Source organism: Nonomuraea terrae, from assembly GCF_044465245.1.
Classification (GTDB): domain Bacteria; phylum Actinomycetota; class Actinomycetes; order Streptosporangiales; family Streptosporangiaceae; genus Nonomuraea; species Nonomuraea terrae.
Genome location: NZ_JBITLL010000007.1, coordinates 739,367 through 764,344 on the forward strand (window position 1 = coordinate 739,367; position 24,978 = coordinate 764,344).

The 24,978-nt window shown below is 69.6% G+C and carries 25 protein-coding genes; 17 read left to right on the top strand and 8 right to left on the bottom strand.

Annotated elements, in window-relative coordinates; all coding sequences use genetic code 11:
* The first annotated feature begins 15 nt into the window (after positions 1-15).
* Positions 16-282 (top strand): DUF742 domain-containing protein, encoded by a 267-nt coding sequence (locus tag ACIBP6_RS37555; protein ID WP_397058752.1) that lies wholly within the window; start codon positions 16-18, stop codon positions 280-282.
* A complete protein-coding gene (locus tag ACIBP6_RS37560; RefSeq protein WP_246074934.1) occupies positions 263-829 on the top strand; it encodes a GTP-binding protein in 567 nt (188 codons plus the stop codon). Before ACIBP6_RS37555 ends, ACIBP6_RS37560 begins: the two co-directional genes overlap by 20 nt.
* A gap of 4 nt (positions 830-833) precedes the next feature.
* Here ACIBP6_RS37560 and ACIBP6_RS37565 read toward each other — a convergent pair whose 3' ends face one another.
* Complete coding sequence (locus ACIBP6_RS37565) at positions 834-1,787, bottom strand: SIS domain-containing protein (protein ID WP_397058754.1); 954 nt, start codon at positions 1,785-1,787, stop codon at positions 834-836.
* Positions 1,784-2,704 carry a hypothetical protein gene (locus tag ACIBP6_RS37570; RefSeq protein ID WP_397058756.1) on the bottom strand — a complete coding sequence of 307 codons (921 nt, stop codon included), beginning with the start codon at positions 2,702-2,704 and terminating at the stop codon, positions 1,784-1,786. Before ACIBP6_RS37570 ends, ACIBP6_RS37565 begins: the two co-directional genes overlap by 4 nt.
* Positions 2,705-3,092: 388 nt before the next feature.
* Between ACIBP6_RS37570 and ACIBP6_RS37575 the strand changes: the two genes are divergently transcribed.
* From ACIBP6_RS37575 to ACIBP6_RS37590, 4 genes are read left to right on the top strand one after another with little or no spacing between them, the layout of a single operon-like run.
* The gene (locus tag ACIBP6_RS37575) at positions 3,093-4,211 is read left to right on the top strand and encodes a spermidine/putrescine ABC transporter substrate-binding protein (RefSeq protein WP_397058758.1); all 1,119 of its coding nucleotides are present in this window, start codon (positions 3,093-3,095) and stop codon (positions 4,209-4,211) included.
* A gap of 11 nt (positions 4,212-4,222) precedes the next feature.
* Complete coding sequence (locus ACIBP6_RS37580) at positions 4,223-5,089, top strand: ABC transporter permease (RefSeq protein WP_397058760.1); 867 nt, start codon at positions 4,223-4,225, stop codon at positions 5,087-5,089.
* Positions 5,082-5,867 (top strand): ABC transporter permease, encoded by a 786-nt coding sequence (locus ACIBP6_RS37585; protein WP_132613779.1) that lies wholly within the window; start codon positions 5,082-5,084, stop codon positions 5,865-5,867. The genes ACIBP6_RS37580 and ACIBP6_RS37585 overlap by 8 nt, the downstream gene beginning before the upstream one ends.
* Positions 5,854-6,903, top strand: a complete 1,050-nt coding sequence (locus tag ACIBP6_RS37590) for an ABC transporter ATP-binding protein (RefSeq protein ID WP_397058763.1) — start codon at positions 5,854-5,856, stop codon at positions 6,901-6,903. Before ACIBP6_RS37585 ends, ACIBP6_RS37590 begins: the two co-directional genes overlap by 14 nt.
* On the opposite strand, the gene ACIBP6_RS37595 is transcribed toward ACIBP6_RS37590, so the two are convergent.
* Positions 6,897-7,502: a TetR/AcrR family transcriptional regulator gene (locus ACIBP6_RS37595; RefSeq protein WP_165969780.1), complete on the bottom strand. Its 606-nt coding sequence runs from the start codon at positions 7,500-7,502 to the stop codon at positions 6,897-6,899. The two genes, ACIBP6_RS37590 and ACIBP6_RS37595, sit on opposite strands and share 7 nt — an antisense overlap.
* A 125-nt stretch (positions 7,503-7,627) precedes the next feature.
* On the opposite strand from ACIBP6_RS37595, the gene ACIBP6_RS37600 reads away from it, so the two are divergent.
* The 7 genes from ACIBP6_RS37600 to ACIBP6_RS37630 all read left to right on the top strand — a co-directional run bounded on the left by ACIBP6_RS37600 (position 7,628) and on the right by ACIBP6_RS37630 (position 15,341).
* Positions 7,628-8,899 (top strand): glycosyltransferase, encoded by a 1,272-nt coding sequence (locus tag ACIBP6_RS37600; RefSeq protein ID WP_397058765.1) that lies wholly within the window; start codon positions 7,628-7,630, stop codon positions 8,897-8,899.
* Between the two features lie 26 nt (positions 8,900-8,925).
* Positions 8,926-10,323, top strand: coding sequence for an aminobutyraldehyde dehydrogenase (locus tag ACIBP6_RS37605; protein ID WP_397058767.1), 1,398 nt, complete (start codon positions 8,926-8,928; stop codon positions 10,321-10,323).
* A 251-nt stretch (positions 10,324-10,574) separates the two neighbouring features.
* Positions 10,575-13,754, top strand: a complete 3,180-nt coding sequence (locus tag ACIBP6_RS37610; RefSeq protein ID WP_397058769.1) for a sensor histidine kinase — start codon at positions 10,575-10,577, stop codon at positions 13,752-13,754.
* Entirely contained in the window at positions 13,751-14,173 is a 423-nt protein-coding gene (locus tag ACIBP6_RS37615; protein WP_449595838.1) for a roadblock/LC7 domain-containing protein, read from the top strand. Before ACIBP6_RS37610 ends, ACIBP6_RS37615 begins: the two co-directional genes overlap by 4 nt.
* Positions 14,174-14,192: 19 nt before the next feature.
* Positions 14,193-14,600, top strand: coding sequence for a DUF742 domain-containing protein (locus ACIBP6_RS37620; RefSeq protein ID WP_246074932.1), 408 nt, complete (start codon positions 14,193-14,195; stop codon positions 14,598-14,600).
* Positions 14,581-15,159, top strand: coding sequence for a GTP-binding protein (locus ACIBP6_RS37625; RefSeq protein WP_111179477.1), 579 nt, complete (start codon positions 14,581-14,583; stop codon positions 15,157-15,159). The genes ACIBP6_RS37620 and ACIBP6_RS37625 overlap by 20 nt, the downstream gene beginning before the upstream one ends.
* Before the next feature lie 53 nt (positions 15,160-15,212).
* A complete protein-coding gene (locus ACIBP6_RS37630; protein ID WP_397058772.1) occupies positions 15,213-15,341 on the top strand; it encodes a hypothetical protein in 129 nt (42 codons plus the stop codon).
* Between the two features lie 44 nt (positions 15,342-15,385).
* Here ACIBP6_RS37630 and ACIBP6_RS37635 read toward each other — a convergent pair whose 3' ends face one another.
* The 4 genes from ACIBP6_RS37635 to ACIBP6_RS37650 all read right to left on the bottom strand — a co-directional run bounded on the left by ACIBP6_RS37635 (position 15,386) and on the right by ACIBP6_RS37650 (position 19,018).
* Positions 15,386-16,156, bottom strand: a complete 771-nt coding sequence (locus ACIBP6_RS37635) for an ABC transporter ATP-binding protein (RefSeq protein WP_223190058.1) — start codon at positions 16,154-16,156, stop codon at positions 15,386-15,388.
* Between the two features lie 257 nt (positions 16,157-16,413).
* Complete coding sequence (locus tag ACIBP6_RS37640) at positions 16,414-17,211, bottom strand: ABC transporter permease (RefSeq protein ID WP_397058774.1); 798 nt, start codon at positions 17,209-17,211, stop codon at positions 16,414-16,416.
* Positions 17,208-18,023, bottom strand: coding sequence for an ABC transporter permease (locus ACIBP6_RS37645; protein WP_397058776.1), 816 nt, complete (start codon positions 18,021-18,023; stop codon positions 17,208-17,210). The genes ACIBP6_RS37640 and ACIBP6_RS37645 overlap by 4 nt, the downstream gene beginning before the upstream one ends.
* Positions 18,020-19,018 (bottom strand): ABC transporter substrate-binding protein, encoded by a 999-nt coding sequence (locus ACIBP6_RS37650; RefSeq protein ID WP_397058778.1) that lies wholly within the window; start codon positions 19,016-19,018, stop codon positions 18,020-18,022. Before ACIBP6_RS37650 ends, ACIBP6_RS37645 begins: the two co-directional genes overlap by 4 nt.
* Positions 19,019-19,639: 621 nt before the next feature.
* Between ACIBP6_RS37650 and ACIBP6_RS37655 the strand changes: the two genes are divergently transcribed.
* The 4 genes from ACIBP6_RS37655 to ACIBP6_RS37670 all read left to right on the top strand — a co-directional run bounded on the left by ACIBP6_RS37655 (position 19,640) and on the right by ACIBP6_RS37670 (position 23,973).
* Complete coding sequence (locus tag ACIBP6_RS37655; RefSeq protein ID WP_397058780.1) at positions 19,640-22,483, top strand: nitrate- and nitrite sensing domain-containing protein; 2,844 nt, start codon at positions 19,640-19,642, stop codon at positions 22,481-22,483.
* Between the two features lie 59 nt (positions 22,484-22,542).
* The gene (locus ACIBP6_RS37660; protein WP_111179471.1) at positions 22,543-22,965 is read left to right on the top strand and encodes a roadblock/LC7 domain-containing protein; all 423 of its coding nucleotides are present in this window, start codon (positions 22,543-22,545) and stop codon (positions 22,963-22,965) included.
* A 95-nt stretch (positions 22,966-23,060) separates the two neighbouring features.
* On the top strand, positions 23,061-23,405 hold the full coding sequence (locus tag ACIBP6_RS37665; RefSeq protein ID WP_132613819.1) for a DUF742 domain-containing protein: 345 nt from the start codon (positions 23,061-23,063) through the stop codon (positions 23,403-23,405).
* The gene (locus ACIBP6_RS37670; RefSeq protein ID WP_397058782.1) at positions 23,386-23,973 is read left to right on the top strand and encodes a GTP-binding protein; all 588 of its coding nucleotides are present in this window, start codon (positions 23,386-23,388) and stop codon (positions 23,971-23,973) included. Before ACIBP6_RS37665 ends, ACIBP6_RS37670 begins: the two co-directional genes overlap by 20 nt.
* Here the strand turns inward: ACIBP6_RS37670 and ACIBP6_RS37675 are convergent.
* Complete coding sequence (locus ACIBP6_RS37675) at positions 23,970-24,965, bottom strand: methyltransferase (protein ID WP_397058784.1); 996 nt, start codon at positions 24,963-24,965, stop codon at positions 23,970-23,972. The two genes, ACIBP6_RS37670 and ACIBP6_RS37675, sit on opposite strands and share 4 nt — an antisense overlap.
* Between the last annotated feature and the right edge of the window lie 13 nt (positions 24,966-24,978).

Below are 24,978 nucleotides of genomic sequence, written 5' to 3' on the forward strand. Positions count from 1 at the left end.
CCGGATGATCTTGCCGTGGAAGCCCTGGTATCGTCGGCGACCTCGGCGCAGCTCGGCACGACCTACACCCGCGAACACCGCGCCATCAGTGAGCTGTGCCGGCGGGTGCGATCCGTGGCGGAGATCTCTTCGCTCCTCGCCGTCCCCCTCGGGGTGACGCGGGCGCTGGTCGCCGACATGGAGGCCGATGGGCTGGTCCGGGTGTACCAGCCGCAGCTTGAGGCGGGCCCGACCGGCAGGGGCCTGCTCGAAAGGGTGCTCAGTGGACTTCGCAGGCTCTAGCGGGCTCACCTCCACGAAGATCGTCGTGGCGGGCGGGTTCGGCGTCGGCAAGACCACGTTCGTGGGCTCCGTCTCCGAGATCACGCCGCTGACCACCGAGGCGGTGATGACCGACGCCTCCGTGGGAGTCGACGACCTCGCCCACACGCCCGGCAAGTCGACCACCACCGTGGCGCTGGACTTCGGCCGGGTCTCGATCGACGACGACCTGATCCTCTACCTGTTCGGCACCCCGGGCCAGCACCGCTTCTGGTTCATGTGGGACGACCTCGTGCGCGGCGCGATCGGCGCCGTGGTGCTGGTCGACTCGCGGCGGCTGGCCGACAGCTTCCCCGCGGTCGACTACTTCGAGGACACCGGCATCCCGTTCGTCGTCGGGCTGAACGGCTGGGACGGCGAGTTCCCGCACATCGAGAGCGAGGTGCGGGAGGCGCTGACGCTCTCGCCGCACGTGCCGATCGTCCGCACCGACGCGCGGGCCCGCCAGGCGGTCAAGGACACCCTGATCACGCTGGTCGAGCACGCGATGTCGGTACGGTTCGGCTGAGCGCTCAGTCCCACCACGTCGCGGCGACGAGCTCGGCCACCAGCGTCTCGGTCAGCAGGGCGACGTCCGGGTCGTCGTCGTGCGCGTACCGGATCACCGCCGCGGCGTCCTTCACCGCCGCGCCGACGGCGACCACCGTCGAGCCGCGCTCGCGTACCCAGTCCAGGGCCTGGTCGTCGTAGCGGGAGCCGGGGAAGAGCAGCGCGCGGTAGTCCAGGGTCTTGGTGAGGTAGACGTCCACGTGCGACCAGTCGCCGCTCTCGCAGGCGTCCGCCGGGCGGCGCGGGCCCTCGCGGAACATCAGCGCGGACTGCTCCGCCGAGGACAGGCGCTCGGCCGGCGCGATCGTGTAGACGCCGTGCGGGCCGTCGAGCAGCTCGATGGCCGGCGGCAGCCATTCGTCCCTGCGGTCGAGCAGGTCGGCCGTGGCCTGCGCCGTCTTGTCGAGCAGGGCCGGCACATCGCGGTCGCGGCCGGTGAGGCGGGCCTCCAGGGCCAGCAGCAGGGCGAGGGTGTGCTGGAACGTCCGGCAGGCGACGCCGCCGCGCTCCTCGCCCGCGTGCATGGGGACCACCAGGTCGGCCGCCTCGGCCAGCGGCGATCCCGGCCGGTTGGTGAGCGCGGCCAGGAAGGCCGCTCCGCCGGTGTAGCGGGCCGTGGCGTCCAGCGTCTCGCGGCTCGTGCCGGTCGCCGAGATCGGGATCACCAGCGTGCCGGCGGCGGGCGGGAAACTCGCGGCGGCCGAGGCGTACTCGGCGTGGGCGTCCACCCCGGCGGCCCGCAGGCGCAGGGCGGCCACGCCGGCGGCGTACCGGGAGCTGCCCATGCCGAGGAACAACACCCGGCGGACGTCCCGGGGGAGCCCCGCGAACGGATCCTCCGCCCGCAGCACGCCGGCCAGCGTGGCCAGCGACTCGGGCTTGGCCTCCAGGTCGGACAGGTAGAGCTCGGAATTCACGAAATCTTCTCCTCTGGGTACCAGGTGCGCAGCACGCCCATGGGGGCGTAACGCCAGCGGGGCAGGTGGCGGGCGGCGTAGATGAGCTCGCGGCACTCCTGCTCCACCTCGAAGGGGCGGAGCAGGCGCTCGTCCAGCAGGCCGGGCCGGCTCCGCTCGGCCAGCCGGTCGCGGTAGGCGGTCAGCAGCGCCGCCCGTGCCGCGCCCGCCCACGCGGTGGCCCGGGCGAACGGGACGGACCTGCGCTTGATCGCCACCTGGGCCACGTGGTCGAGGCTGGTGGTGAGCTGGGCGACGTCCCTGGCGGCCGGCTGGCGCAGGTCCGCGCCGGCGACCGTGGGGTTGCCGTCGAAGTCGATGACCGCGTAACCGTCGCGCCACCGGAGGATCTGGCCCACGTGCAGGTCGCCGTGGATCCGGATCAGCGGGGTGCCGACAGGGGCGGCCAGTGGGGCCAGATCCCGCCGCAGGGCGCCGGCGCGCGAGGCCAGCCACGCGCCGTCCTCACCGCCGGTCAGGTCGAGCGCCTCGGCGAGCGCCCCCTCCGCCCGGCCGCCCGCGTCGATCGGGCCCGCGTCGCTGGGGCCGGCGTCGCTGGGGCCGGCATCGCCGGGCTCCGGGAACGTGGACAGGGCGAGGTGCAGGTCGGCGGTGAGGTGGCCGAGGTCGGAGGCGAAGGCGGTGCGGCCGGCCTCCGCCTCGTCCACGCACCACTCCCAGCCGTCCCTCGCCTCGGGCAGATAGCCCGTCACCAGGGCCAGCAGGTGCTCGCGGCCGTCCAGCTCCGCGGTCAGCGCCGCGTACGGCGGCGCGGTGCCGCGGAATTGCGCCGCGACGAGATGCGGGAAAATGTCCAGTGCCGGATGAGGCAGCGGCGCGGGTGGGGTCAGCCACTTCACGACCACGCTCTCGCCCACGACAACCGAATGGTTTGTCTGGTCCACGTGCGGCCCGAAGTCCCGTTCACCTGGGACCCCAGTGTCGCGAGCACCCCCGGTGTGCGAGAAAGTGGGCAACGGCAGAAATCGCCGGACCGCGAACGGCGGCGGCGGGTCGTCCGCCAGCGCCCCGACAAGGGCTGTGGAGAGCCCGCGATCTCGGGCCGTGAGGGGCCTCTCACCGAGTGAGATCAAGCGGCTGGTTATTGAATCCCAATTCAACTGAAGAACCAAACATCCTGGTAGCAATGTCCGGAAAAGTCTTGCCGATGTTGATATCTGCTGCAACACTCCATCTCTGGTCTGCCGTGCCCGGTAAGGTCGCGCGACCCCTCTTACATCGCTAATTTCAGAAGGAGTAGCGGCCGTGTCCCGTACCCGGTTCACCCGTCGTCTCCCGGCCACCATGGCGGTGGTCGGCCTCGCGCTCGCCGTAGCGGCGTGCGGGGGTGAGTCGTCGTCAGGCTCCAACTCAACGACGGTGACGGCCGAACAGCTCAAGCCCAACGCAGACCTCAGCAAGCAGAGCCTCGCAGTGACAGTGTGGGATGGCTACCTGCCCGAGGAGCTGGCCCAGCGGGTCAAGGAGAAGCTCAAGGTCCAGGACATCAAGATCCAGCTGCACGAGACCAACGAGACCGCGATGGCGAAGCTCACCGCCTCCGGTGACAGCGGCATCGACGTGGCGTTCGTGTCCGGCCAGTATGCCCAGGCCCTCAACGAGCAGGGTCTGCTGGAGCCGATCCACCCCGAGCTGATCCCCAACCTGGCCAACCTCTACCCCGAGGCCACCCAGCTCTCCTACGACAAGGGCAACAAGTACTCCGTGCCCTACACCTGGGGCACCACCGGCATCTGCTACCGATCCGACCTCGTGAAGACTCCGCCGACGAGTTGGAACGATATTTTGAAGCCCCCGGCCTGGGCTGAGAAGAAGGTCACGATGATGACCACCGAGCGCTGGCTGGCCCTGCCCGCCATCAAGGCCCTCGGCTACTCGGTCAACACCGACAAGGACGACGAGATCGAGAAGGTCAAGGAGCTTCTGATGGCGCAGAAGCCCCACCTGCTCACCTACGACGACACTACCTTCGGCGACCGCCTGCTGTCCGGCGAGGCCCTCATGGTCGAGGCGTGGGACGGCTGGTGCCCGACCACCGACAAGTCGGGCAACATCAAGTTCGTGGTGCCGAAGGAGGGCAGCGACCTCTGGGTGGACACCATGGTGATCATGAAGTCCTCCAAGAACAAGGAGGCCGCGCACGCCCTCATCAACTACATCCTCGACCCCGAGGTGCACAGCTGGGCGGCCGAGAACATCAACTACAAGGTGCCCAATAAGGCCGCCATGGACCGGGTGAAGATCGCCGAGGGCTCGCTGCTCGGCATCTCGCCCGCCGAGCTGCTCAACGGTGAGTCGATCATCGACCTCGGCGAGGCGTCCACCAAGTACACCCGCCTGTCGGCCGACGTCCAGGCGAAGTAGTTGTCGTTGTAGTGAAGTCCGAGGTCAAGGCCCGGCCGGTGAACCGCGCACGCGGACGCCGGCTGGGCGCGTTCGTGTTCCTGTCGCCCGGGCTGGCGTACCTCGTGGTGTTCATGCTGGTGCCGCTGGCGCTGCTGCTGAGCACCACGGTGTTCCGGCGCGGGCGGTTCGGCGGGGTGGTCTACGAGTTCACCGCCGAGAACTTCGAGCGGCTCGTCGACCCGCTCTACCTGGGCGTGCTCGTCGACTCGCTGAAGATCGCGACCCTCACGACGCTGATCGCCCTGCTGATCGGCTATCCGACGGCCTACGTGATCGCCCGGCTGCCGCGCAAGTGGAAGACCATCGCGCTGGTGGCGATCGTGCTGCCGTTCTGGACGAACTTCCTCATCCGGGTCTACGCCTGGATCATGCTGCTGAGCGGCCCCGGGCTGGTCAACAGCGCGCTGAAGGTGTTCGGGCTGGGGCCGCTGGAGGTGCTCTACACCGAGGGTGCGATCGTCACGGGGTTGCTGTACTCGTACTTGCCGCTGATGGTGCTGCCGCTGTACGCCGCGATCGACCGGCTCGACCCGCAGCTCAGGGAGGCCTCGTCCAACCTCGGGGCCTCCGCGTTCACCACGTTCAGGAAGGTCACGCTCCCGCTCACCATGCCGGGCGTGCTGACCGGCAGCCTGTTCGTGTTCGTGCCCAGCTTCGGCAACTTCGTCATCCCCGAGATGCTCGGAGGCAGCAAGTCGATCATGGTGGGCAACCTGATCCGCGACCAGTTCCTCAAGGCGCGCGACTGGCCGTTCGGCGCGACGCTGGCGCTGGCCCTCATCGTGGTGCTGGTGGTCCTGCTCGTCGCGCAGTCGTGGGTGGCCCGCCGTGCGTAGGTCGAAGTTGCTGTACGTCCCGTTCTGGGCGTCCTACGTCTTCCTGTACCTGCCGATCGCCGTGCTGGTCGTCATGTCCTTCAACGCCGGCGAGTCGGCGTACACCTTCGAGGGCTTCAGCCTCAAGTGGTACGGCGAGCTGGCCGGCGACGAGCGGGTCAGGGACGGCCTGGTCAACACGCTCATGGTGGCCGCCGGCTCGACGGTGATCGCCACGGTGCTCGGCACGCTGCTGGCCGTCGGCCTGGCCCGCCACACCAGGTCCAAGCTGCTCGACTCGGTCGCGCTGATGCCGGCCGTGCTGCCGGACGTGGTGCTCGGGATCGGGCTGCTGGTCTTCTACGGCATGGTCCAGTCGACGCTCGGCCTGTACTCGGTGGTGCTGGCGCACGCCCTGTTCGCGATGGCGTTCGTGGCGGCGGTGGTCCGCACCCGGCTGGCCGGGTCCGACACCTCGCTGGAGGAGGCCTCGCGGGACCTCGGCGCCGGGCCGGTGACGACGTTCATGAAGATCACGCTGCCGCAGCTCGCGCCGGGCATCGTCGCGGGCGCGCTGCTGGCGTTCACGCTGTCGCTGGACGAGTTCGTGATCGCGTTCTTCACGATCGGCAACGACGATCCGACGCTGCCGATCGTCATCTACTCCATGGTTCGCTTCGGGGTCACCCCGGAGATCAACGCGCTGGCGGCGATCCTGCTCCTGGTGAGCTTCACGGCGGTGATCGCCGGTCAGCGCCTGACCAAGATCGGGGAGAGGGAGCCGCGTGCTCAGGATTGACGGGGTCTCCCGCAGGTTCGGAGACGTCATCGCGCTCGACGACGTCTCGCTGGAGATCGGGCAGGGTGAGTTCTTCGCCCTGCTCGGGCCCTCCGGCTGCGGTAAGACCACCCTGCTGCGCATCGTCGCCGGGTTCGAGACGCCCGACGCCGGCAAGGTCACGCTCGACGGGGAGGACCTGCTGTCCCGCCCGCCGAACCGCCGGCCGATCAGCCTCATGTTCCAGTCGTACGCGTTGTTCCCGCACATGACGGTGGCCAAGAACGTCGCGTACGGGCTGGAGCGCGAGCGCCTGCCCCGGCAGGAGATCAAGCAGCGCGTCGGCGAGGTGCTGGAGACCGTCGGCCTGTCGGCGCACGCCGGGCGCAAACCGGCCCAGCTCTCCGGCGGTCAGCGGCAGCGGGTCGCGCTCGCCCGCTCCATCGTCAAGCGCCCCCGCCTGCTCCTGCTCGACGAGCCGCTGTCCGCCCTGGACAAGAAGGTCCGCGCCGACATGCAGCTGGAGCTCAAACGGCTGCAGAGCGAGGTCGGCATCACGTTCGTGGTCGTCACGCACGACCAGGAGGAGGCCATGTCGCTGGCCGACCGCATCGCGGTCTTCGACAGCGGCAGCGTCCGCCAGGTGGACGAGCCGATCAGCCTGTACGAGCGCCCGCGTTCGCCGTTCGTGGCGGACTTCGTCGGCGCCAACAACCTCTTCTCCGGCACCACGAGCGGCCTCGACGGGATCAGGAGCGAGCAGTTCGGCATGCTGCCCGGCACGCCGCTCACCGAGCTGACGGCGGGGCGGCAGGCGCTGCTCGCGGTCCGGCCGGAGAAGATCGAGCTGGCCGACGAGAACGCCACCAGGGGCCTGGCCGGCAGCGTGCTGGACGTCAGCTTCTACGGCGGCGTCTCGCACGTCTCCGTGGACGTCCCCGGCCACGCCAAGCCGGTGCTCGTCGCCGTGCAGGGCGCCGCCGCGGTGCGGCAGGGCACCAAGGTCAAGGTGCGCTGGGAGGCGCGCGACGCGGTCGTCATGGCGGTCGATCAGTGAGCCAGGTCGTTGCCCGTGGCCGCCCGCGCGTACGACAGGATCAGCTCGGCCGCCTCGTCGGGGCCGATCAGCGGGTGCCTGGCGGTGATGCGGTAGCCGTAGGCGTCCTCCAGGGCCACCAGGTTGCGCGAGATCGTCACGGAGTCGGCGCTCAGCCGGAAGACCCCGAGCGCCGCCCCGGTGTCCAGGATCGCCTGGTACATCGACACCTGGCGGTCGTAGAGCGAGGTGAGCAGCACGCCGTAGACCCGGTTGCGGCCCGCCGCGCCGCCCAGCTCGTTGAGCAGACGCACGTCGGGGTCGAGCGGCCCCGTCGGCAGACCCGAGCGGATCGTGACGACGAGCTTCTCGACCGGGTCGGTGAGTTTGGCGAGCTGGCGCAGCCGCTGCTCGTAGAAACGCTCCATGCCGGCGTGCTGCGCCTCGACGAGCAGCTCCCGCAGGTCGGGGTAGTGGTAGAGCACGGCGCCGGAGGTCAGACCGGCCTCCTCGGCGACGTGCGACAGCTGCACGCCGTCGACGCCATGGCGGATGATGGCCCTGCGCGCGGCGTCGATCAAGTCGATGCGCCGGTCGCTACGGCTTTTGCGCTGAGCCACCACCACCACCTTCACTCGTTGGGCTTCAGTTCAGTTAGCCGTGACCATAGTGCCGGTTACTTGACCTTCACGCTAGATCCGTTTTTGAATTCCTGTTCAAATCGATGAGTCCCCCCGGAGTTGCCATGTCACTCACGATCCTGTTCATGCCGGAGAGCGCCTACGGCCCGACCAACAACTGCATCGGCATCGGCGACATCCTGCGCCGCCGCGGCCACCGCGTCGTCTTCGCCGCCGAGTCGTCCTGGAAGGGCAAGCTCGAGGCGCTGGGCTTCGAGGAGGACCTCGTGGACCTCGCGCCCCCGCCCGAGGACGCCGAGGAGCAGGACGCGGGCCAGTTCTGGAAGGACTTCATCCGCGAGACCGCGCCCGAGTACCGCAAGAGCACGCGGGAGCAGCTGGAGACCGTCACCAAGCCGATCTGGGCCGAGCTGATCGACGGCGCCAAGTACTGCGAGCCGCAGCTCAAGGCCATCATCGAGCGGGTGAACCCGGACGTGATCGTCGAGGACAACGTCCTGACGTTCCCGGCGCTGCTCACCGCGGGCAAGAAGTTCGTCCGCATCGTCTCCTGCCAGCCGCTGGAGGTGCGCGGCGAGAACATCCCGCCGGTCTTCTCCGGCCTGCCCGCCGGCGACCGCTCCGAGTGGGACGCCTTCCGCGCGGAGTACGACCGCACCCACCGCGAGCTGTGGACCGCCTTCAACGAGTGGTGCGTCGAGCAGGGCACCGCGCCGCTGCCCGACCTCGACTTCATCCACGAGGGCGACCTGAACCTCTACGTCTACCCCGAGATCATCGACTACACCGACGCCCGCCCGCTGGGCCCGACGTGGCACCGCCTCGACTCCTCGGTGCGTGAGACCGACGAGCAGTTCACGCTGCCGTTCCAGCGCAATGAGGGCTCGCTGGTCTACTTCTCGCTCGGCTCGCTCGGCTCCTCCGACGTGGAGCTGATGCAGCGGGTGATCGACGTGCTGGCCACGACCCCGCACCAGTACATCGTCTCCAAGGGCCCGCTGCACGAGGAGATCAAGCTCGCCGACAACATGTGGGGCGCGGAGTTCCTTCCGCAGACTAAGATCATTCCACTGTGTGACTTGGTCATCACCCATGGCGGCAACAACACGACCACCGAGGCGCTGCACTTCGGCAAGCCGATGATCCTGCTGCCGCTGTTCTGGGACCAGTACGACAACGCCCAGAGGGTCGATGAGCTCGGTTACGGCGTCAGGCTCTCCACCTACGCCTTCACCGACGAGGAACTCAAGGGGGCGCTCGACCGCCTGCTCGGCGACACCGAGCTGCGGGAGAGGCTCGCCGCCGCGGGCGAGGAGATCCGGCGTCGCGACGGCCTGCGCAAGGCCGCCGACCTGATCGAGCAGCTCGGCCAGTAGCAAGATCCGAAGGACGAAGTCTTCCGATGCGTGAACTGATCAACCCCGCCACCGGGCTCCCGTGTGCCGAAATTCCGGACACGCCGGTCGAGGGCGTGGCGTCCGCCGTACGCGAGGCACGGGCCGCGTTCGAGGAGTGGTCGCAGGCCACCCCGGGCGAACGCGCGCGGGTGCTGTTGCGGACCGCCGACCTCGTGGAGGCCGCGGCCGAGGAGCTGACCAGGCTGGAGGTGGAGGAGACCGGCAAGCCGGCGGCGGTGTTCCGCGACGGCGAGCTGCCGTTCGCCGCCGACAACCTGCGCTTCTTCGCCGGCGCCGCGCGCTCTCTGGAGGGCTCGGGAGCCGGGGTGTTCAGCGCCGGCTACACCTCGGTCATGCTGCGCCGCCCCGTCGGGGTGGTGGGGTCGATCGCGCCGTGGAACTTCCCCTTCGTCATGGCGATCTGGAAGGTGGGCCCGGCGCTGGCCGCGGGCAACGCGGTGGTGATCAAGCCGGCCCCCCAGACGCCGCGTACGACGCTGCGGCTGGCCGAGCTGTTCGCCGAGGCGGGCGCGCCGGCCGGGCTCGTGCGGGTGGTCACCGGCGGCGCGGAGGTCGGCCAGGCGCTGGTCACCGATCCGGGCGTCGACATGGTCAGCGTCACCGGCTCGACCGAGACCGGGCGGGCCGTGATGACCGGCGCCGCCGCCACCCTCAAGCGGGTCCACCTGGAGCTCGGCGGTAAGGCGCCGGCGCTGGTGTTCGAGGACGCCGACCTGGCGGAGATGGCCCGCGGCGTGGCCATGGGCGCGACGTACAACACCGGGCAGGACTGCACGGCGGCCACCCGCGTCTACGTCGCCCGTGAGGTCTACGCCGACGCGGTGGAGGCGCTTCGAGCGACTCTCGCCGGCATAACCGCCGGCGACCCCTGGGACCCGGCGACCGACATCGGCCCGCTGATCTCCTCGGCGCACCGCGATCGGGTGCACGGCTTCGTCTCGCGGGCCTCCGGGCGCGTGTTGCAGGGCGGCTCCCCAATCGGGGGCCCCGGCTTTTTCTACCCGCCCACCCTGGTGGCCGACGCCGCCCAGGTCAGCGAGATCGTCCAGGGGGAGATTTTCGGTCCGGTTCTCGTGGCCCTGCCGTTCGACGGCGAGGACGAGGCGGTCAGACTCGCCAACGACACGAGGTACGGTCTTGCCTCGTCGGTGTGGTCACGTGACGTGGCCCGCGCCATGCGCGTCTCGCACCGGCTCGACGTGGGTGTCACCTGGGTCAACGACCATCTCCCCATCGCCAGCGAGGCACCGCACGGCGGCGTGAAGGGCAGCGGGTTCGGCAAGGACATGAGCCAGGAAGCGGTGCAGGAGTATTCGGTGACCCGGCACCTGATGGTGAAGCACGCGGCACCGGCCGAGCGGGATTCGTTCCGGCCCGCCTGAAAACGTGTACGGCGTTATGCGACCAAAGTGCCTCTTTGGACGCATGTGATGGGATATGTTCGGTTGGCCGATCTGGTACGGGTTGTGTTCCAATTACCCAGCCGGACAGAATCCCATGCGCCCCACGCGTGTCTGATTTTTTTCGAGCACGTACCGGCGAGAGGTTGCGAGAGTCAGTGAGGACGGAAAACCCCAGGCACACGAAGTCAGGGGAGTACACAGGCGGACGGTTCCAGCTGGGGAACTGGCGTGTGCGCTCCAGGCTGATCGCGCTGATCCTCATTCCCACCGTCGTGGGTGTGCTGCTCGCGGGCGTGCAGCTGGCCAACGCGATCGGCACCAGTGCCGAATACCGCCGGCTCAGCCAGGTCGCCGAGCTGGTCCAGCGCATCGGCGCGCTCAACCACGAGCTCGGCAAGGAACGCACGCTCACCGCGTGGTACGTCGCCGACCGCCGCAGGGCCCAGCGCTTCGTGCAGCTGAAGACCCAGCGGCAGGCCACCGACCGGGCCAAGCAGCAGGCGCTCGACGCGGCCACGGTCATCGACGCCACCCACTCGGTCCGCGTGCAGGACGGCGTGGAGAACATGCGCCGCTGGCTCGACGGTCTCGACAGCCTGCGCGAGTCCATGGTCGGCAACGTGCCGCCGCGCGCCGCCATCGGCACGTACGGCACGATGATCGACGTGTTCTCCTCGGTCCAGGGCGACCTGGGCGACGGCGTGAGCGACGACGACCTGCAGGGTGACGTGGCCGCGCTGGGCTCGCTCCAGCGCATGAAGGAAGAGCTGTCCAAGCAGCAGATCATCCTCATCGTCACCCTGGCGCAGCGCAGGGTCGACAGCGCCGACTGGGCCGACTTCCTCGGCTCCTGGAACAGCCAGCAGACCGAGCTCGCGAACTTCGAGTCGGAGGCCGACGCCGAGGACCTCCAGGAGTACCGGCAGAACGTCAAGGGCCCGCAGGTCGACCTCGCCGACGCCATGCGCCAGCGCGCGCTGGCGCAGGTGAGCGAGTTCGACAAGATCGTGGACCTCGACGTCACCACTCCTCTGACGGCCTCCGGGCGCGACCTCAACTCCTGGTACGAGGCCACCACCGAGACCGGCAACGCCGTCCGCAAGGTGGAGGACGCCCTGGCCACCGAGATCGTGGGCGCCACCCGCGAGCTGAGCGACACCGAGCAGCGCAACGCCATCATCTCCGGCGCGCTGATCCTCGTGCTGCTGCTGCTCGTCCTGATCATCACCACCCGGGTGGCCGGTTCGCTGGTCCGCCCGCTGCGCCGGCTGCGCGCCGAGGCGCTCCAGGTGGCCACGACCCGGCTGCCCGAGACCGTCCGCATCCTGCGCGAGTCGGGTGAAGGCGCGCAGATCCCCGAAGTGCCGGCGATCGGCGTCAACACCCGAGACGAGATCGGGGAAGTGGCGCGGGCGTTCGACGAGGTCCACCGCGAGGCGATCCGGCTGGCCGGCGACGAGGCCAAGCTGCGCGCCAACGTCAACGCCATGTTCGTCAACCTCTCCCGCCGCAGCCAGACGCTGGTCGAACGGCAGCTGCAGCTCATCGAGGGCCTGGAGCAGGGCGAGGAGGACGAGGAGCGGCTGGCGAACCTGTTCCGCCTCGACCACCTGGCCACCCGCATGCGCCGCAACAGCGAGAACCTGCTGGTCCTCGCCGGCCAGGAGGCCGCGCGCAAGTGGAGCGAGCCGGTGCCGCTGGTCGACATCGCCCGCGCCTCGCTGTCGGAGGTCGAGGGCTACGAACGGGTCCAGATCCAGATCCCGTCCGGCACGCTCATCGTCGGCCCCGCCGTCACCGACGCCGTCCACCTGCTCGCCGAGCTGATCGAGAACGCCATCTCGTTCTCGCCGCGCGAGAGCAAGGTCCAGGTCACCAGCGCGCCCGCCGAGGGCGGCGTGCTGATCGGGATCAACGACATGGGCATCGGCATGAGCCCGGAGGAGCTGGCCGAGGCCAACTGGCGCCTGGCCAACCCGCCGGTCGTGGACGTGTCGGTCTCCCGGCGCATGGGCCTGTTCGTGGTCGGCCGCCTGGCGCTGCGCCACGGCATCCGCGTGCAGCTCAGCCAGCGCGACGGCGGCGGTCTGAGCGCCATGGTGCTGCTGCCCGACGTGCTCATCAGCGGTGGTCAGGGCACGGCCCCGCAGGGGGGCCAGTACGAGGCGTTCACCACGTTCGACCCGAGGCAGCTCACGCAAGCCGGGCCGAACGGCTCGCACCCGTCCTTCGACGGCCCGAACCCCGCCGTCGACACGGAGTGGCCGGAGTCGGTGCCCGCGCCGGGCTCGGGCAACTGGCCGTCGTTCGGGGAGCCGCAGCCCTCGCTGTTCGGCGATGCCCAGCCTTCGCCGTTCGGTGAGCAGCCGTCGCCCTTCGCGGACGCCCAGCCGCAGGCCGCGCCGTTCGCCGACGCGCCGCCGCAGCCCGCTCAGGACGCGCCGCGCTGGCCGTCGTTCGCGGACGACGCCCCGCCCGCGGCCGCCCCGCCGTCCTTCGGCGAGCAGCGCTGGCCGTCGTTCGCCGAAGAGGCGCCGCGCGCGGCCGAGCCGGCGCCGTTCGCCGACAACCGGTGGCCGTCGTTCGCCGAGCAGCCGCCGCCCCTGCAGGACGACGAGCCGCGCTGGCCGTCCTTCTCGACGGAGCCGCCGTCCAAGGACGAGCCGCAGTGGTCGTCGTTCTCCGAGCCGCTTCCGCGCAGGTCGCTGTTCGCCCCGGACGGCCGTCCGCAGTCGCAGCCCGACGAGTCCTACGGTCCGCTGTTCGCGGACGAACCCAAGCCCGCGGACCAGTACGACCTCAACGGTCGCACGGCCCAGAACCCGTTCGGTCCCGGCAACTACTCCTCGCAGGACATGACGGGCCCGCTGCCGGTGGTACGCAACTCGCCCATCGAGGAGCAGAGCGAGGAGTTCCTGCCGATCTTCTCGTCGGTCGGCTCCGACTGGTTCCGCAAGCCGGACCCGGAAGTGCTCAGGCAGCGTCTCGACGGGGAGCCCGAGGGCGAGCACGAGATCACGGCCGTCCACCCGGCCGTGCCGGCGGAGCCGTCGGCGCCACCGTCCGCTGCACCGTCGGCCGGGACATCGGGCAAGTCGTCGCTGCCGCAGCGCAAGCCCGGGCAGTCGGGTGCGGGAGCGTCGTGGTCCTCGCCCGCGGACTCCGGTTTCCAGGCCGCGCAGGCCGCCGCCCAGCCCCAGCAGTCCGGAACGACGGCGTCCGGCCTGCCGCGCCGCGTCCCCAAGGCGAACCTGGTGCCGGGAACGGCCAGCCTCGCCGAGCCCCCGATCGCGTCTCCGGCACCACAGATTTCGCCCGAACGGTTGCGCAGCCGGCTCTCCAGCTTCCAGCAGGGTGTCCGGCAAGGCCGGGCGTTCACCCGGGGAGAAGAGTATGAGGAGGACAAATGAGAGAAATGAGCCAGGGAGCGCGTGGTATCAGCTGGCTGATCACGGACTTCGTGAACAACGTGCCAGGCGTCGCTCACACGGTCGTGGTGTCGTCTGACGGGTTGCCGCTGGCCTACTCCGAGGGCTTCCCCAAGGACCGGGCCGACCAGCTGGCCGCCGTGGCGTCGGGCGTGATCAGCCTGACGCAGGGCGCCGCCCGGGTCTTCGAGGGCGGTATGGTGACGCAGACCGTCGTCGAGATGCAGCGCGGCCTGCTGATGATCATGTCGATCAGCGATGGCTCCTGTCTCGCGGTCCTTGCCGCGCCCGACTGTGACATGGGTCTGGTGGCCTACCAGATGACCTTGCTGGTCGAGCGAGCCGGGCAGGTGCTGACGCCCGCCGTGCGCGCCGAGCTGCAAGCGGCCCGCCCCCGCTAGCGGGCGATGACAGGAGAAGATGGTGTCAGGTCAGCAGGGTTGGGCTGGTGATAGCACTCCGCCGCATCCGGCGGCTCCCCGTTCGCAGAAGCAGAGCTCCCTGGTACGGCCCTATGCCGTGACCGGGGGGCGCACCGCGCCGCGGATGAAGTTCGCCATGGAGGCACTGGTGTCCTCCGTGACATCGGAATACCAAGACATTTCCCTACTAAGTCCGGAGTATCAGGCGATCATTCAGCTGACCCGGAACGTCCGGTCGGTTGCCGAGATCTCCGCCCTTTTACGCCAACCTCTTGGCGTGGTCCGGGTGCTGATCGCCGACATGGCGTCGGAGGGCCTGATCCGCGTGCACCAGCCTGCGCTGGACGCGGGAAAGCCGGACCTCAACTTGCTCGAAAGGGTGCTCAGTGGACTTCGCAGGCTCTAGCCCCGGCCTCACCTCGACGAAGATCGTCGTGGCCGGGGGCTTCGGCGTGGGCAAGACGACGTTCGTGGGAGCGGTCTCCGAAATCCTGCCGCTCACCACAGAAGCGGTCATGACGGACGCCTCCGCCCACGTCGACGACGTCTCCCTCACGCCGAACAAGACGACCACGACCGTGGCGATGGACTTCGGCCGGGTCTCGCTCGACCGTGACCTGATCCTCTATCTGTTCGGCACGCCCGGGCAGCACCGGTTCTGGTTCATGTGGGACGACCTGGTACGCGGCGCCATCGGCGCGGTCGTCCTGGTCGACACCCGCCGCCTGGCCGACAGCTTTCCCGCCATCGACTACTTCGAAGAGGCCAAGCTGCCCTTCGTCATCGGTATCAACGGCTGGGACGGCCAGTTCGCCCACCAGGAGGAGGAGATCAGGGAGGCGCTGTCGATCGGCGGCCACATCCCGATCGTGCGGCTCGACGCCCGTCAGCGCGAGTCGGTGAAGTCCACCTTGATCACCTTGGTGGAGCACGCCCTGACCAGGCACATGCACACGCCCGTGTAGGCCGCGCCGCTGGTCAGATCGTGAAGCAATGTCGACCCGGCACCCGGACGAGGGTGCCGGGTTTTTCCGCGTTCCGAGCCGGCTTCTGGGCGCTGTCGGCGCGCGCCCTCGCGCGCGCCGGCCACACCCTGCACGCCGCCTCCGGCAGCCGCAACACCGCACGTGTCGCCGCGGCCGCCTGAACCATCCCCGCACCCCGCCGGACAGCGGGAGTCGGACGGTGGCGTCAGACGGTGGCGTGGCCGCGGACGAGGCGGCCGACCTCGGCGCGCAGGTGCACGAAGTCGGGGTGCTCACGGGTCGAGATCTGGTCGCGCGGCCCCGGCAGGTGCACCTTCAGGTCGCCGACCACGTGCGCGGGCGCCTTCGACAGCACCACCACGCGGTCGCCCACGTACACGCTCTCGTCGATGTCGTGCGTGATGAGCACGATCGTCATCCGGTGGTGGCCGCGGACCTTGAGCACCAGGTCCTCCAGGTCCTCCCTGGTCTGCGCGTCCACCGAGCCGAACGGCTCGTCCATCAGCATCAGCGTCGGCCGGTACGCCAGCGCCCGCGCGATCGCGACCCGCTGCTGCATGCCGCCCGACAACTGGAACGGGTATTTACGGCCGGCGCCCGCCAGACCCACCGACTCCAGCGCCTCCTTCGCGGCCTCCTGGCGCCGGCGCTTGTCCATGTTCCTGCGACGCAGCGGCAGCGCCACGTTGTCCTCGACCGACATCCACGGGAACAGGGAGCGGCTGTAGTCCTGGAAGACGACGGCGAGATTGTCGGGCGTCTGCCGGACCACCTGGCCCTCGATCCTGACCTGTCCGCCCGTGGGCCTGATCAGGCCGGCGATGGAGCGCAGCAACGTGGACTTCCCGCAGCCGGAAGGGCCGACGATGCACAGTAGTTCGCCCGCGGCGACGCTCAGGTTGAGCCCTTCGATGGCGTGGTGCGCGTTGGGAGTACCGCCGCCGTACACATGAGAAAGGTTGGCTATCTCGAGCAATGGATGTCCTTGGGGGGCGAGACCGCGAAACCGCAACTTTCCGGAGTCGGAAATGACTCTAGCGGAGCGGGAAATGATGGACATGTCAGTCAGGTAAACCCATTCTGGGCGCAATCTTACCGGCGGGCGCGGGTGCCTGCCATGCGTCGCGCTCATACGTTCCACGATTCGCGTTCGTCCAGCGCGCGGACGTCGCCGTCGGAAAATGAGCCGCTGGGCGTCGGCGACCTGGTGCGATTCCTCGGCTCGGCCAGACTCTAGATCACGACGTGCTGGGCGGCGTGGTGCCACGCGAGCACGCGCCGCTCGACGACCAGGAACACCTCGTTGAGCAGATAGCCCAGGACCCCGAGCAACACGATCCCGGCCCACATGGCGGGCAGGTCGAAGGTCGCGTACGCGCTGGTGAGCTGGAAGCCGATGCCGTTCGTGGTGCCGGGCAGCAGCTCCGAGAAGACCATGACGATCAGCGACAACGACAGCGCCAGCCGCAGCCCGGCGAACATCTTGGGCAGCGCCGACGGCAGCACCACCCGCAGCAGCCGCTCGGCGCGCGAGAGCCGGAAGACCTGGCTGGTCTGCAGGTGCAGCGGCTCCACCGAGCGGGCGCCGTCGGCGGTGTTGAGCAACACCGGCCAGACGATGCTGAACATGATGAACGCCAGCTGCATCCGCAGCCCGAACCCGAACAGCACCAGGAAGACGGTGACCAGGGCCGGCGGCGGGATCGCGCGCAGGAACTGCAGCACGCCGTCGAGGTAGTCGTACACCTGCGACGACAGCCCCAGCGCCAGCCCGAGCACGACCCCGGCCAGCGCGCCCCCCGCGAAGCCCAGCCCCATCCGGCCCAGGCTGGGCAGGATGTCGCCGATGGCGGCGTCGGTCAGGAACAACGTGGTGAACGGGCCGGAGAACCACATCGCGTGCATGCGCGTCACGATCGTGCTGGGCGGCGGGAAGAACGCGCTGTCCGCCAGCCACGTGGCCACCTCCCAGACCAGGACGAGCACGGCCAGCACCGTGATCCGGAACGCGGTCGTCCGCATGCCTCTCATCCGGCCTCCCCGCGCTGGGCGTGGTGCCAGTGGAACGCCCGCCGCTCGGCGGCCACCAGCAGGGCGTTCACCAGCACGCCGAACAGCCCCACCCAGAACACCCCGGCCAGGATGTCGGCCATCCGGGCGGGCACGGCTATGCCGGCGAAGAAGATGAACACGCCGATGCCCTCGCCCCGTCCGGCCACGATCTCGGTGCTGACGGTCAGGATGAGCGCCACCCCGGCGGCCAGCCGGACGCCGGTCGCGATGAACGGCGCCGACGACGGCAGCGACACGCGCAGCAACACCGCGAGCGGCCCGAAGCCGTACGAGCGCAGCGACTCCTTGGCCACCGGGTCGACGCCGCGCAGGCCGTACATCGTGTTGTAGAGGATCGGCCAGAGCGAGGCGTAGACCACCAGCGCCACGCGGTGCTGCAGCCCCGTGCCGATGACCAGCGCCACCAGCGGGATCAGCGCCACGGACGGGATCGGCCGCAGGAACTCCACCACCGAGCGCGTGGCGGCGTCGATGAGCGGCACGCTGCCGAGCAGCAGTCCGAGCGGCACCGCGATCAGCGCCGCGATGGCGAGCCCGATCGCCCAGGCGAGCAGGCTCGTCAGGGCGTGCGTACGGAAGGCCGGATCGGCGACCAGCGTCACCGCCCGCCCGACGATCTCCGTCGCGGGCGGCAGGAACTCCGGATCGGCCAGCCCCGTGCGGCTGACCAGCTCGATCAGCGCGGCGAACACGACCGCCCCGACCGCCCGGCGCGACCAGCGGGTGGCCGGTGACGCCGGGCGGGCGGGGGTCAGGGTCTGAGCGCTCACCCGGAGGTGGTGGGTGACATGAGGGACTTGACGTCGATGGCCTTCGACAGCCACTTCGCCTCCAGCATCCAGTCGGCCACCCGCTGGAGGCGGACCGGGTTGTCGCTGCTGGAGAAGTAGGGGAAGGTCACGGTGGCCGCGGTCGCGGCGTCGATCTGCGTGAAGTTCGGCAGCACCTTGGCCACCACCTCACGGTTGTTCTCCATGAGCTTGGCCGCGTTGTGGATGGCCCGCTGGAAGGCCGCCGCCACCTTCGGGTTCTCGTCGTGCCACTCCTGGGTGCTGACGTAGCCGGAGATCGGGAACTCGGCGGCGGGCCCGGAGGCGGGGTCGAGGATCTTGCGCGCGCCCATCGTGGAGATGGCCGCGGTGACCTGCGGCTCCCCCAGGTAGGCGGCGTCGATCTGGCCGCCCTTCCACGAGGGCATGATGTTCTGGAACGTCACCTGGACGTACTTGATGCTGGCGGGGTCGACGTTGTTGGCCTTGAGGACCTGAGCCAGGGCCAGCTCCTGGAAGTTGCGCAGCACGTTGACGTTGATCGTCTTGCCCTCCAGGTCCTTCGGCGTCCTGATGGGGGAGTCGGGCAGGGCCATGATGCTGAGCGAGTCGGGGGCTGCGCGAGAGCCCTCGGCCAGGATGCGCAGCTTCAGCGCCTGCTTGTCATGGGCGGCGAACATCGACACGTAATTGCCGAACATCGCGTCGATCTCACCCTTGACCAGCATGGGGATGGCTTCGGGTGCGGCCTGGACCACCTGCGGCGTGACCTCCAGACCTTCCTTCTCAAAGAGCCCTTGGTCGATGGCGACGTAAAGGGCGGCACTGTCGATGGCGGGCAGGGTGGCGACCTTGATCTGCGTCTTCTCCAGTCCTCCGGCGGCGGCCGCGGAGGGTGGGGCCGCGGTGGTGGTGCCGGCAGAGCTGCACGCCGCGACGCCGAGTGTCAAAGCGAACCCGATGATGGCGGCCCTGGCGGAACGGCCAAGCCTCATGTCAGGGACTCCCTTCGGATGGAGCCAGGGGGGACCGGGTGGCTTCTGCTCCCGGGGACTGTGTGCCTGACGCACGACAGAGATCGACCGTAGCACCAAATTGCCGGTCATTATCGTGAAAATGACACTTGTAGTTGCAATGCCGGTTTACGGCTATATCGTGAAAATTTGACAACCGCAGATGGACGTAATGTATGTCCGATTTGGGGAATGAGGTGACTGGCGGGACCTGAGTTACTGAGGTGCCTGATGCCTGATCGTTCCGCGAGACACGTTTGGCCTCGTGGAGCACTCTGCTATTGCCTGTTTCACCAGATAGAAGCATGTTTACCGATTCCGTCCTAATTTCTGGACATCCTGGGATAAAAGCCTCAAGGTGGCACTAGTAGTGGTTGGTGCTTGTCGGCCCGTGTGCTCAAATGGCGCTTGTCTCGAACGAGATATTGCCCCACCTGCATTTACCTGCACGGTCACCCGAGAATTCCCCTCCGGGGCGAGAGGTTGCGAAGGCAAGTGAGAACGCAGAGCGCTGAAGCTTCCGCTGACCGCGAGCCGCACGGCCATCAGAAGCGACGGCCGCCCAAACCGTCCGCGCGCAGGTTCGCACTGGGCAACTGGCACGTGCGGTCGCGCCTCATCGCGCTGATCGTCGTTCCTACGGCCGTCGCCGTCGGTCTGGGCGGGCTGAACGTCGTCACCTCGCTCAACGACGCCCACACGTACCAGAACCTCAGAGAGGTCGCCGAGCTCAGCGAGCAGATCGGCGCCGTCACCCACGAGCTGGGCTTCGAACGCGACGAGACGGCCCTCTACATCGCCCAGGGCCGGCCGGAGAACCGCGAGGCCCAGCTGCGCACCACCTACAGCCGTGTCAACGGCCTCATCGAGGAGGCCCAGCAGCAGGCCCGCGCGCTCTCCGACACCCACGCGGAAGCCGTGCGCCCGGTGCTGCGCCGCCTGGAGGAGGTGCCGACGCTGCGGGAGACGGCCGTCAACGGCAAGATCCAGCCGCTGCCGACGATCCAGAAGTACTCGCAGATCATCGCGGCGCTGCTGCAGTTCCACGACCAGGTCGGTCAGGTGGCGGTGGACGACGAGGTGGCCGACAGCGCGAGCGCGGTGGCCGCCATCGCCCGCGCCAAGGAACAGGCGTCCAAGCAGCGCGGCATTCTCGCCAGCGCGCTGGACAAACGCGGCTTCGACAGCGGCGAGCTCGACGCCCTCACCGACGCCAAGTCGCGTGAGGAGAGCGAGGAGACGCTGTTCGCCACCCTCGCCACCCTCGACCAGCTGGAGCTCTACCGCAACACGGTCGTCGGCCGCGACGTCGACCAGACCGACCTGTTCCGGCTGCGGGCCATGGCGCAGTCGGAGGAGGGCAAGGAGCTGAGCATCGGCGTCCGGCCCGACCAGGACGTCACCACGTGGGTCGAGGTCAGCACCGGCAAGATCGACGCGCTGCGCAGCGTGGAGAAGGAGCTGTCCTCCTCCGTCATCCTGCGCGCCCGAGCCCTGGAGGAGGGCGCCAACCGCTCGGCCATGATCTCCGGCGGTCTGATCCTCCTCCTGCTGGTCGTGGTGACCGCGATCATCTCGCTCATCGCCCGCTCGCTCATCCGGCCGCTGCGCAGGCTGCGCGGCGAGGCCCTCGACATCGCCGGCAAGCGCCTGCCGGAGACCGTACGGCAACTGCGCGAGAGCGGCGACGGCGAGGTCGGCCCCGTCATCCCGATCAGCGTGGACACCCATGACGAGATCGGCGAGGTCGCCCGCGCCTTCGACGAGGTGCACCGCGAGGCGGTACGGCTGGCGGGCGAGGAGGCGCGCCTGCGCAGCAACGTCAACGCGATGTTCGTGAACCTGTCGCGGCGCAGCCAGACGCTGGTCGAGCGGCAGATCACCCTGATCGACGGCCTGGAGCAGGGCGAGCAGGACGAGCAGCGGCTCGGCCACCTGTTCAAGCTGGACCACCTGGCCACCCGCATGCGCCGCAACAGCGAGAACCTGCTGGTGCTGGCCGGCCAGGACCCGCCGCGCCGCTGGAGCCAGCCGGTCAAGCTGGTCGACGTCGCCCGCGCCTCGCTGTCGGAGGTGGAGAACTACGAGCGCGTCGTCCTCCAGGTGCCCGACGGGGTGTCGGTGGCCGGCCAGGCCGTCAACGACGTCATCCACCTGCTCGCCGAGCTGGTCGAGAACGCCCTGTCGTTCTCCCCACGCGAGACCAGGGTGACCGTCTCGGGCAGCCGGATCGACGGCGGCGGCGTGATGCTGTCGATCACCGACTCCGGCATCGGCATGACGCAGGAGGAGCTGGCCCAGGCCAACGAACGGCTGACCGACGCCCCCGACGTGGACGTGTCGGTGTCGCGGCGGATGGGCCTGTTCGTGGTCGCCAGGCTGGCGCACCGGCACGGCATCCGGGTACAGCTGCGCCCGCACAGCTCCGGTGGGCTGACCGCGATGGTGCTGATCCCGGAGAACATGCTGGGCTCCCAGGCTTCCCCGCTGACCGGGATGCCGTCGTTCTCGGGCAACCAGCCGCCGTCGTTCGCCGGGCACGAGCCGCCCGCGCTGCCGTCCGGGATGCCGGGCGGCATGTCGGGCGGCCTGTCAGGCGGCATGCCGGGCGGGCCGTCCGGTGGGGGGCCGTACGCAGGTCAGCCGCCGGCCTTCGCCGGGGCGGCGGGCGGCGGGCCCAGGGACGAGCCGTACTCGGGGCCGCATCCTGCGCCGCCGGTCACGGACGTCCCTCCTCCGCTGACGATCGGCCCCGGCCACCCGTCGTTCCCGTCCAACCCCGACGGAGGCGGCTGGGGGACTCCGCCGTGGCGCGGGGACCCCGGCGGCTGGCCGGCCGAGCCGCCCGGCGCCGCGTTCGAGCCCGCCGACGTCTGGTCGCCGCCTCGCGGACCTTCGTGGAACGGCGGCTCCGGCCTGCCCAGACGACCTGTGCCCGAGCCGCCGCCCGGCGGCTGGGGCAAGGACACCATGCCGCCGCAGCGGCCGGGGTTCGAGTTCACCGACCCCGACGCCGGCGCCACGGGCCCCATACCGGCGGTACCGCCCGCGTCCGCCGGCGACGACTACCTGCCGATCTTCGCCGCCGTGGAGTCCGCCTGGTTCGGGCGCAACAGCGACGGCGCGAGCTGGGGCTCCTCCAAGGCGGACGCGGGCTGGAGCGCTGCGGAGGCGGCAGTGGAGCCGGTACGCGACGGATCGACGGCCTCGGGCCTGCCCAAACGGGTGCCCAAGGCCAACCTGGTGCCCGGCTCGGCGGACACCTCGTCGTCCCCCAAGGGCGTGACACCGATGCCGGCGGTCTCGCCGGACCGGGTGCGCAACCGCCTGTCGAGCTTCCAGCAGGGCTTCCGGGCGGCGCGCGACGACATCACCGAGGGCAAGGCGTTCTCTTCCGGCCCCCCGAGCCGTCCCGGCCTGAACAACAGTGACCGCGAACAACAGTGACCGAACAACAGTGACCCGAACGACAGTGACCCGAACGACAGTGACAGAGAGGAGGGCGCATGAACGACCTGAGCCACGCCGCACGCGGTGTCGACTGGCTCATCACCGACTTCGTCAGCACGGTCCCCGGCGTGGCGCACGCCGTGGTCGTCTCGTCGGACGGGCTGCCGCTGGCGGCGTCGGCGGGCTTTCCGGCGGACCGGGCCGATCAGCTGGCCGCGATCGCGTCGGGGCTGGTGAGCCTGACGCAGGGTGCGGCCAGGGTGTTCGAGGGTGGTGCGGTCAACCAGACGATCGTGGAGATGCAGCGCGGGCTGATGCTGATCATGTCGATCAGCGACGGCTCGTGCCTGGCGGTGCTGGCGGCCCCCGACTGTGACATGGGGCTGGTGGCGTACCAGATGACGCTGATGGTGGAACGCGCCGGCCAGGTGCTGACTCCGGCTGTGCGGGCCGAGTTGCGCGCCAGCCAGACCAGGTGATGTAGGTGACGGACCCTAGATGGAACAGCGGCGGTTGGGCGCCCCAGCATCAGCCACAGTCTCAGCCCGAGCCTGCGCCCCAGCCCCAGTCGCAGCTGCCCGACCCCGCCTCGCCCGTCCGTCCCTACGCGGTGACAGGTGGACGGACGGCGCCGCGGGTCAAGCTGGCGATGGAGGCCCTCGTGTCCTCGGCGACCGCCGAGCAGCGGGAGTTCTCGCATATCACGCCGGAGTACCAGGCGATCAGCCAACTGTGCCGGCAGGTGCGGTCGGTGGCCGAGGTGTCGGCCCTGCTGCGGATCCCGCTCGGCGTGGTGCGCGTGCTGATCGCCGACATGGCCGCCGAAGGTCTGGTCCGCGTGCACCAGCCACAACTGGACGCCGGGCGGCCGGACGTCAATCTGCTCGAAAGGGTGCTAAGTGGACTTCGCAGGCTCTAGCCCCGGTCTCACCTCGACGAAGATCGTCGTGGCGGGAGGCTTCGGGGTGGGCAAGACGACGTTCGTCGGAGCGGTGTCGGAGATCATGCCGTTGACGACGGAGGCGGTCATGACGGACGCCTCCGCCGGCATCGACGATCTGGGCATGACGCCGCTGAAGTCGACCACGACCGTCGCCATGGACTTCGGCCGCGTCTCGCTCGACCGCGACCTCATCCTCTACCTGTTCGGCACACCGGGACAGCATCGGTTCTGGTTCATGTGGGACGACCTGGTACGCGGCGCCATCGGCGCGGTCGTGCTGGTCGACACGCGCCGTCTGGCCGACAGCTTCCCGGCCATCGACTACTTCGAGGAGGCGCAGCTGCCGTTCGTCGTCGGCATCAACGGCTGGGACGGCAAATATCCCCACAGCGACACCGAGGTGCGCGACGCCCTGACCCTGGCGCCGCACATCCCGATGATGCGTCTGGACGCCCGGTCCAAGGACTCGGTGAAGAACACGCTCATCCACCTGGTGGAACACGCGCTCTCCGTCCGGATGGCCGTGCCGGGCTGGGGCGCCTAGCGGGGCCGGGCCTCGATGAGGCTCGCGCCCGCGCCGAGCGTCATGACCTCGCTGAGCGCGAGTCCGGCCTGTTCGAACAGGGCCGCGTACTCGCCCCGGTCGCGCTCGGCGCCGCCGTTGAAGATCGCCAGCATGCGCAGGTCGAGGTCGTTGCCCAGGTGCGCCTCCTCGTCCTCCGGCAGCACCGTCTCCAGCACCAGCACCCGCCCGTCCGGCTTCATGGCCGCGCGGACGTTGCGCAGGATGCGCAGGGCGTCGTCGTCGTCCCAGTTGTGCAGAACGCTGGCCAGCAGGTAGATGTCACCGCCGGACGGAACCCCGGTGAAGAAGTCCCCGGCGACGACCTCCGACCGATCCGCCAGGCCCTCCTCCTCCAGCGCCCGCCTGGCGTGCCCCGTCACGTGCTCCAGGTCGAACAGGATGCCCCGCATACCCGGGTTGGCCCGCAGGACCGTGGCCAGGATGTGGCCCTTGCCGCCGGCCACGTCCACCATGGTCGCGGTGGCGGGGAACGCGTACCGCTCGGTCAGGCCCTCGGTGAAGGGCAGGGCCCGGGCCGTCATGTAGTCGTCGAACAGGGCGCTCACCGCCGGGTTGGCGGCGAGGTGGTCGTACAGGTGCCCGTAACGCTTGACGAAGGCCGAGCCGCCCTCGCGCACGGTGGTGGGCAGCGAGCCGATGGCGTACCAGAAGCTCTCCTCGCCGAGCATGCGGATCGAGGAGCGCACGTGACCTGGCGCGTCCGAGCGCATGGGCGCGCCCTTCTCGGTCAGCTCGTACGTCCCGGGCCCGGCCTTCCTGACCAGGCCCATGCCGGCCAGCTCGCGCATGACCCGCCGGAGCGCGGGGGCGTCGGAGCCGGAGCGTTCCGCCAGCTCAGTGATCTCCAGAGGTCCGTCCGCGAGATGGTCGGCCAGCCCCAGCTCCGCCATGGTCAGCAGGGCGGCGAAGCGGGAGAGGTCTCCGACGGCTCCCCAGAGCAGCTCAGACATGTAAGTTCTTCGT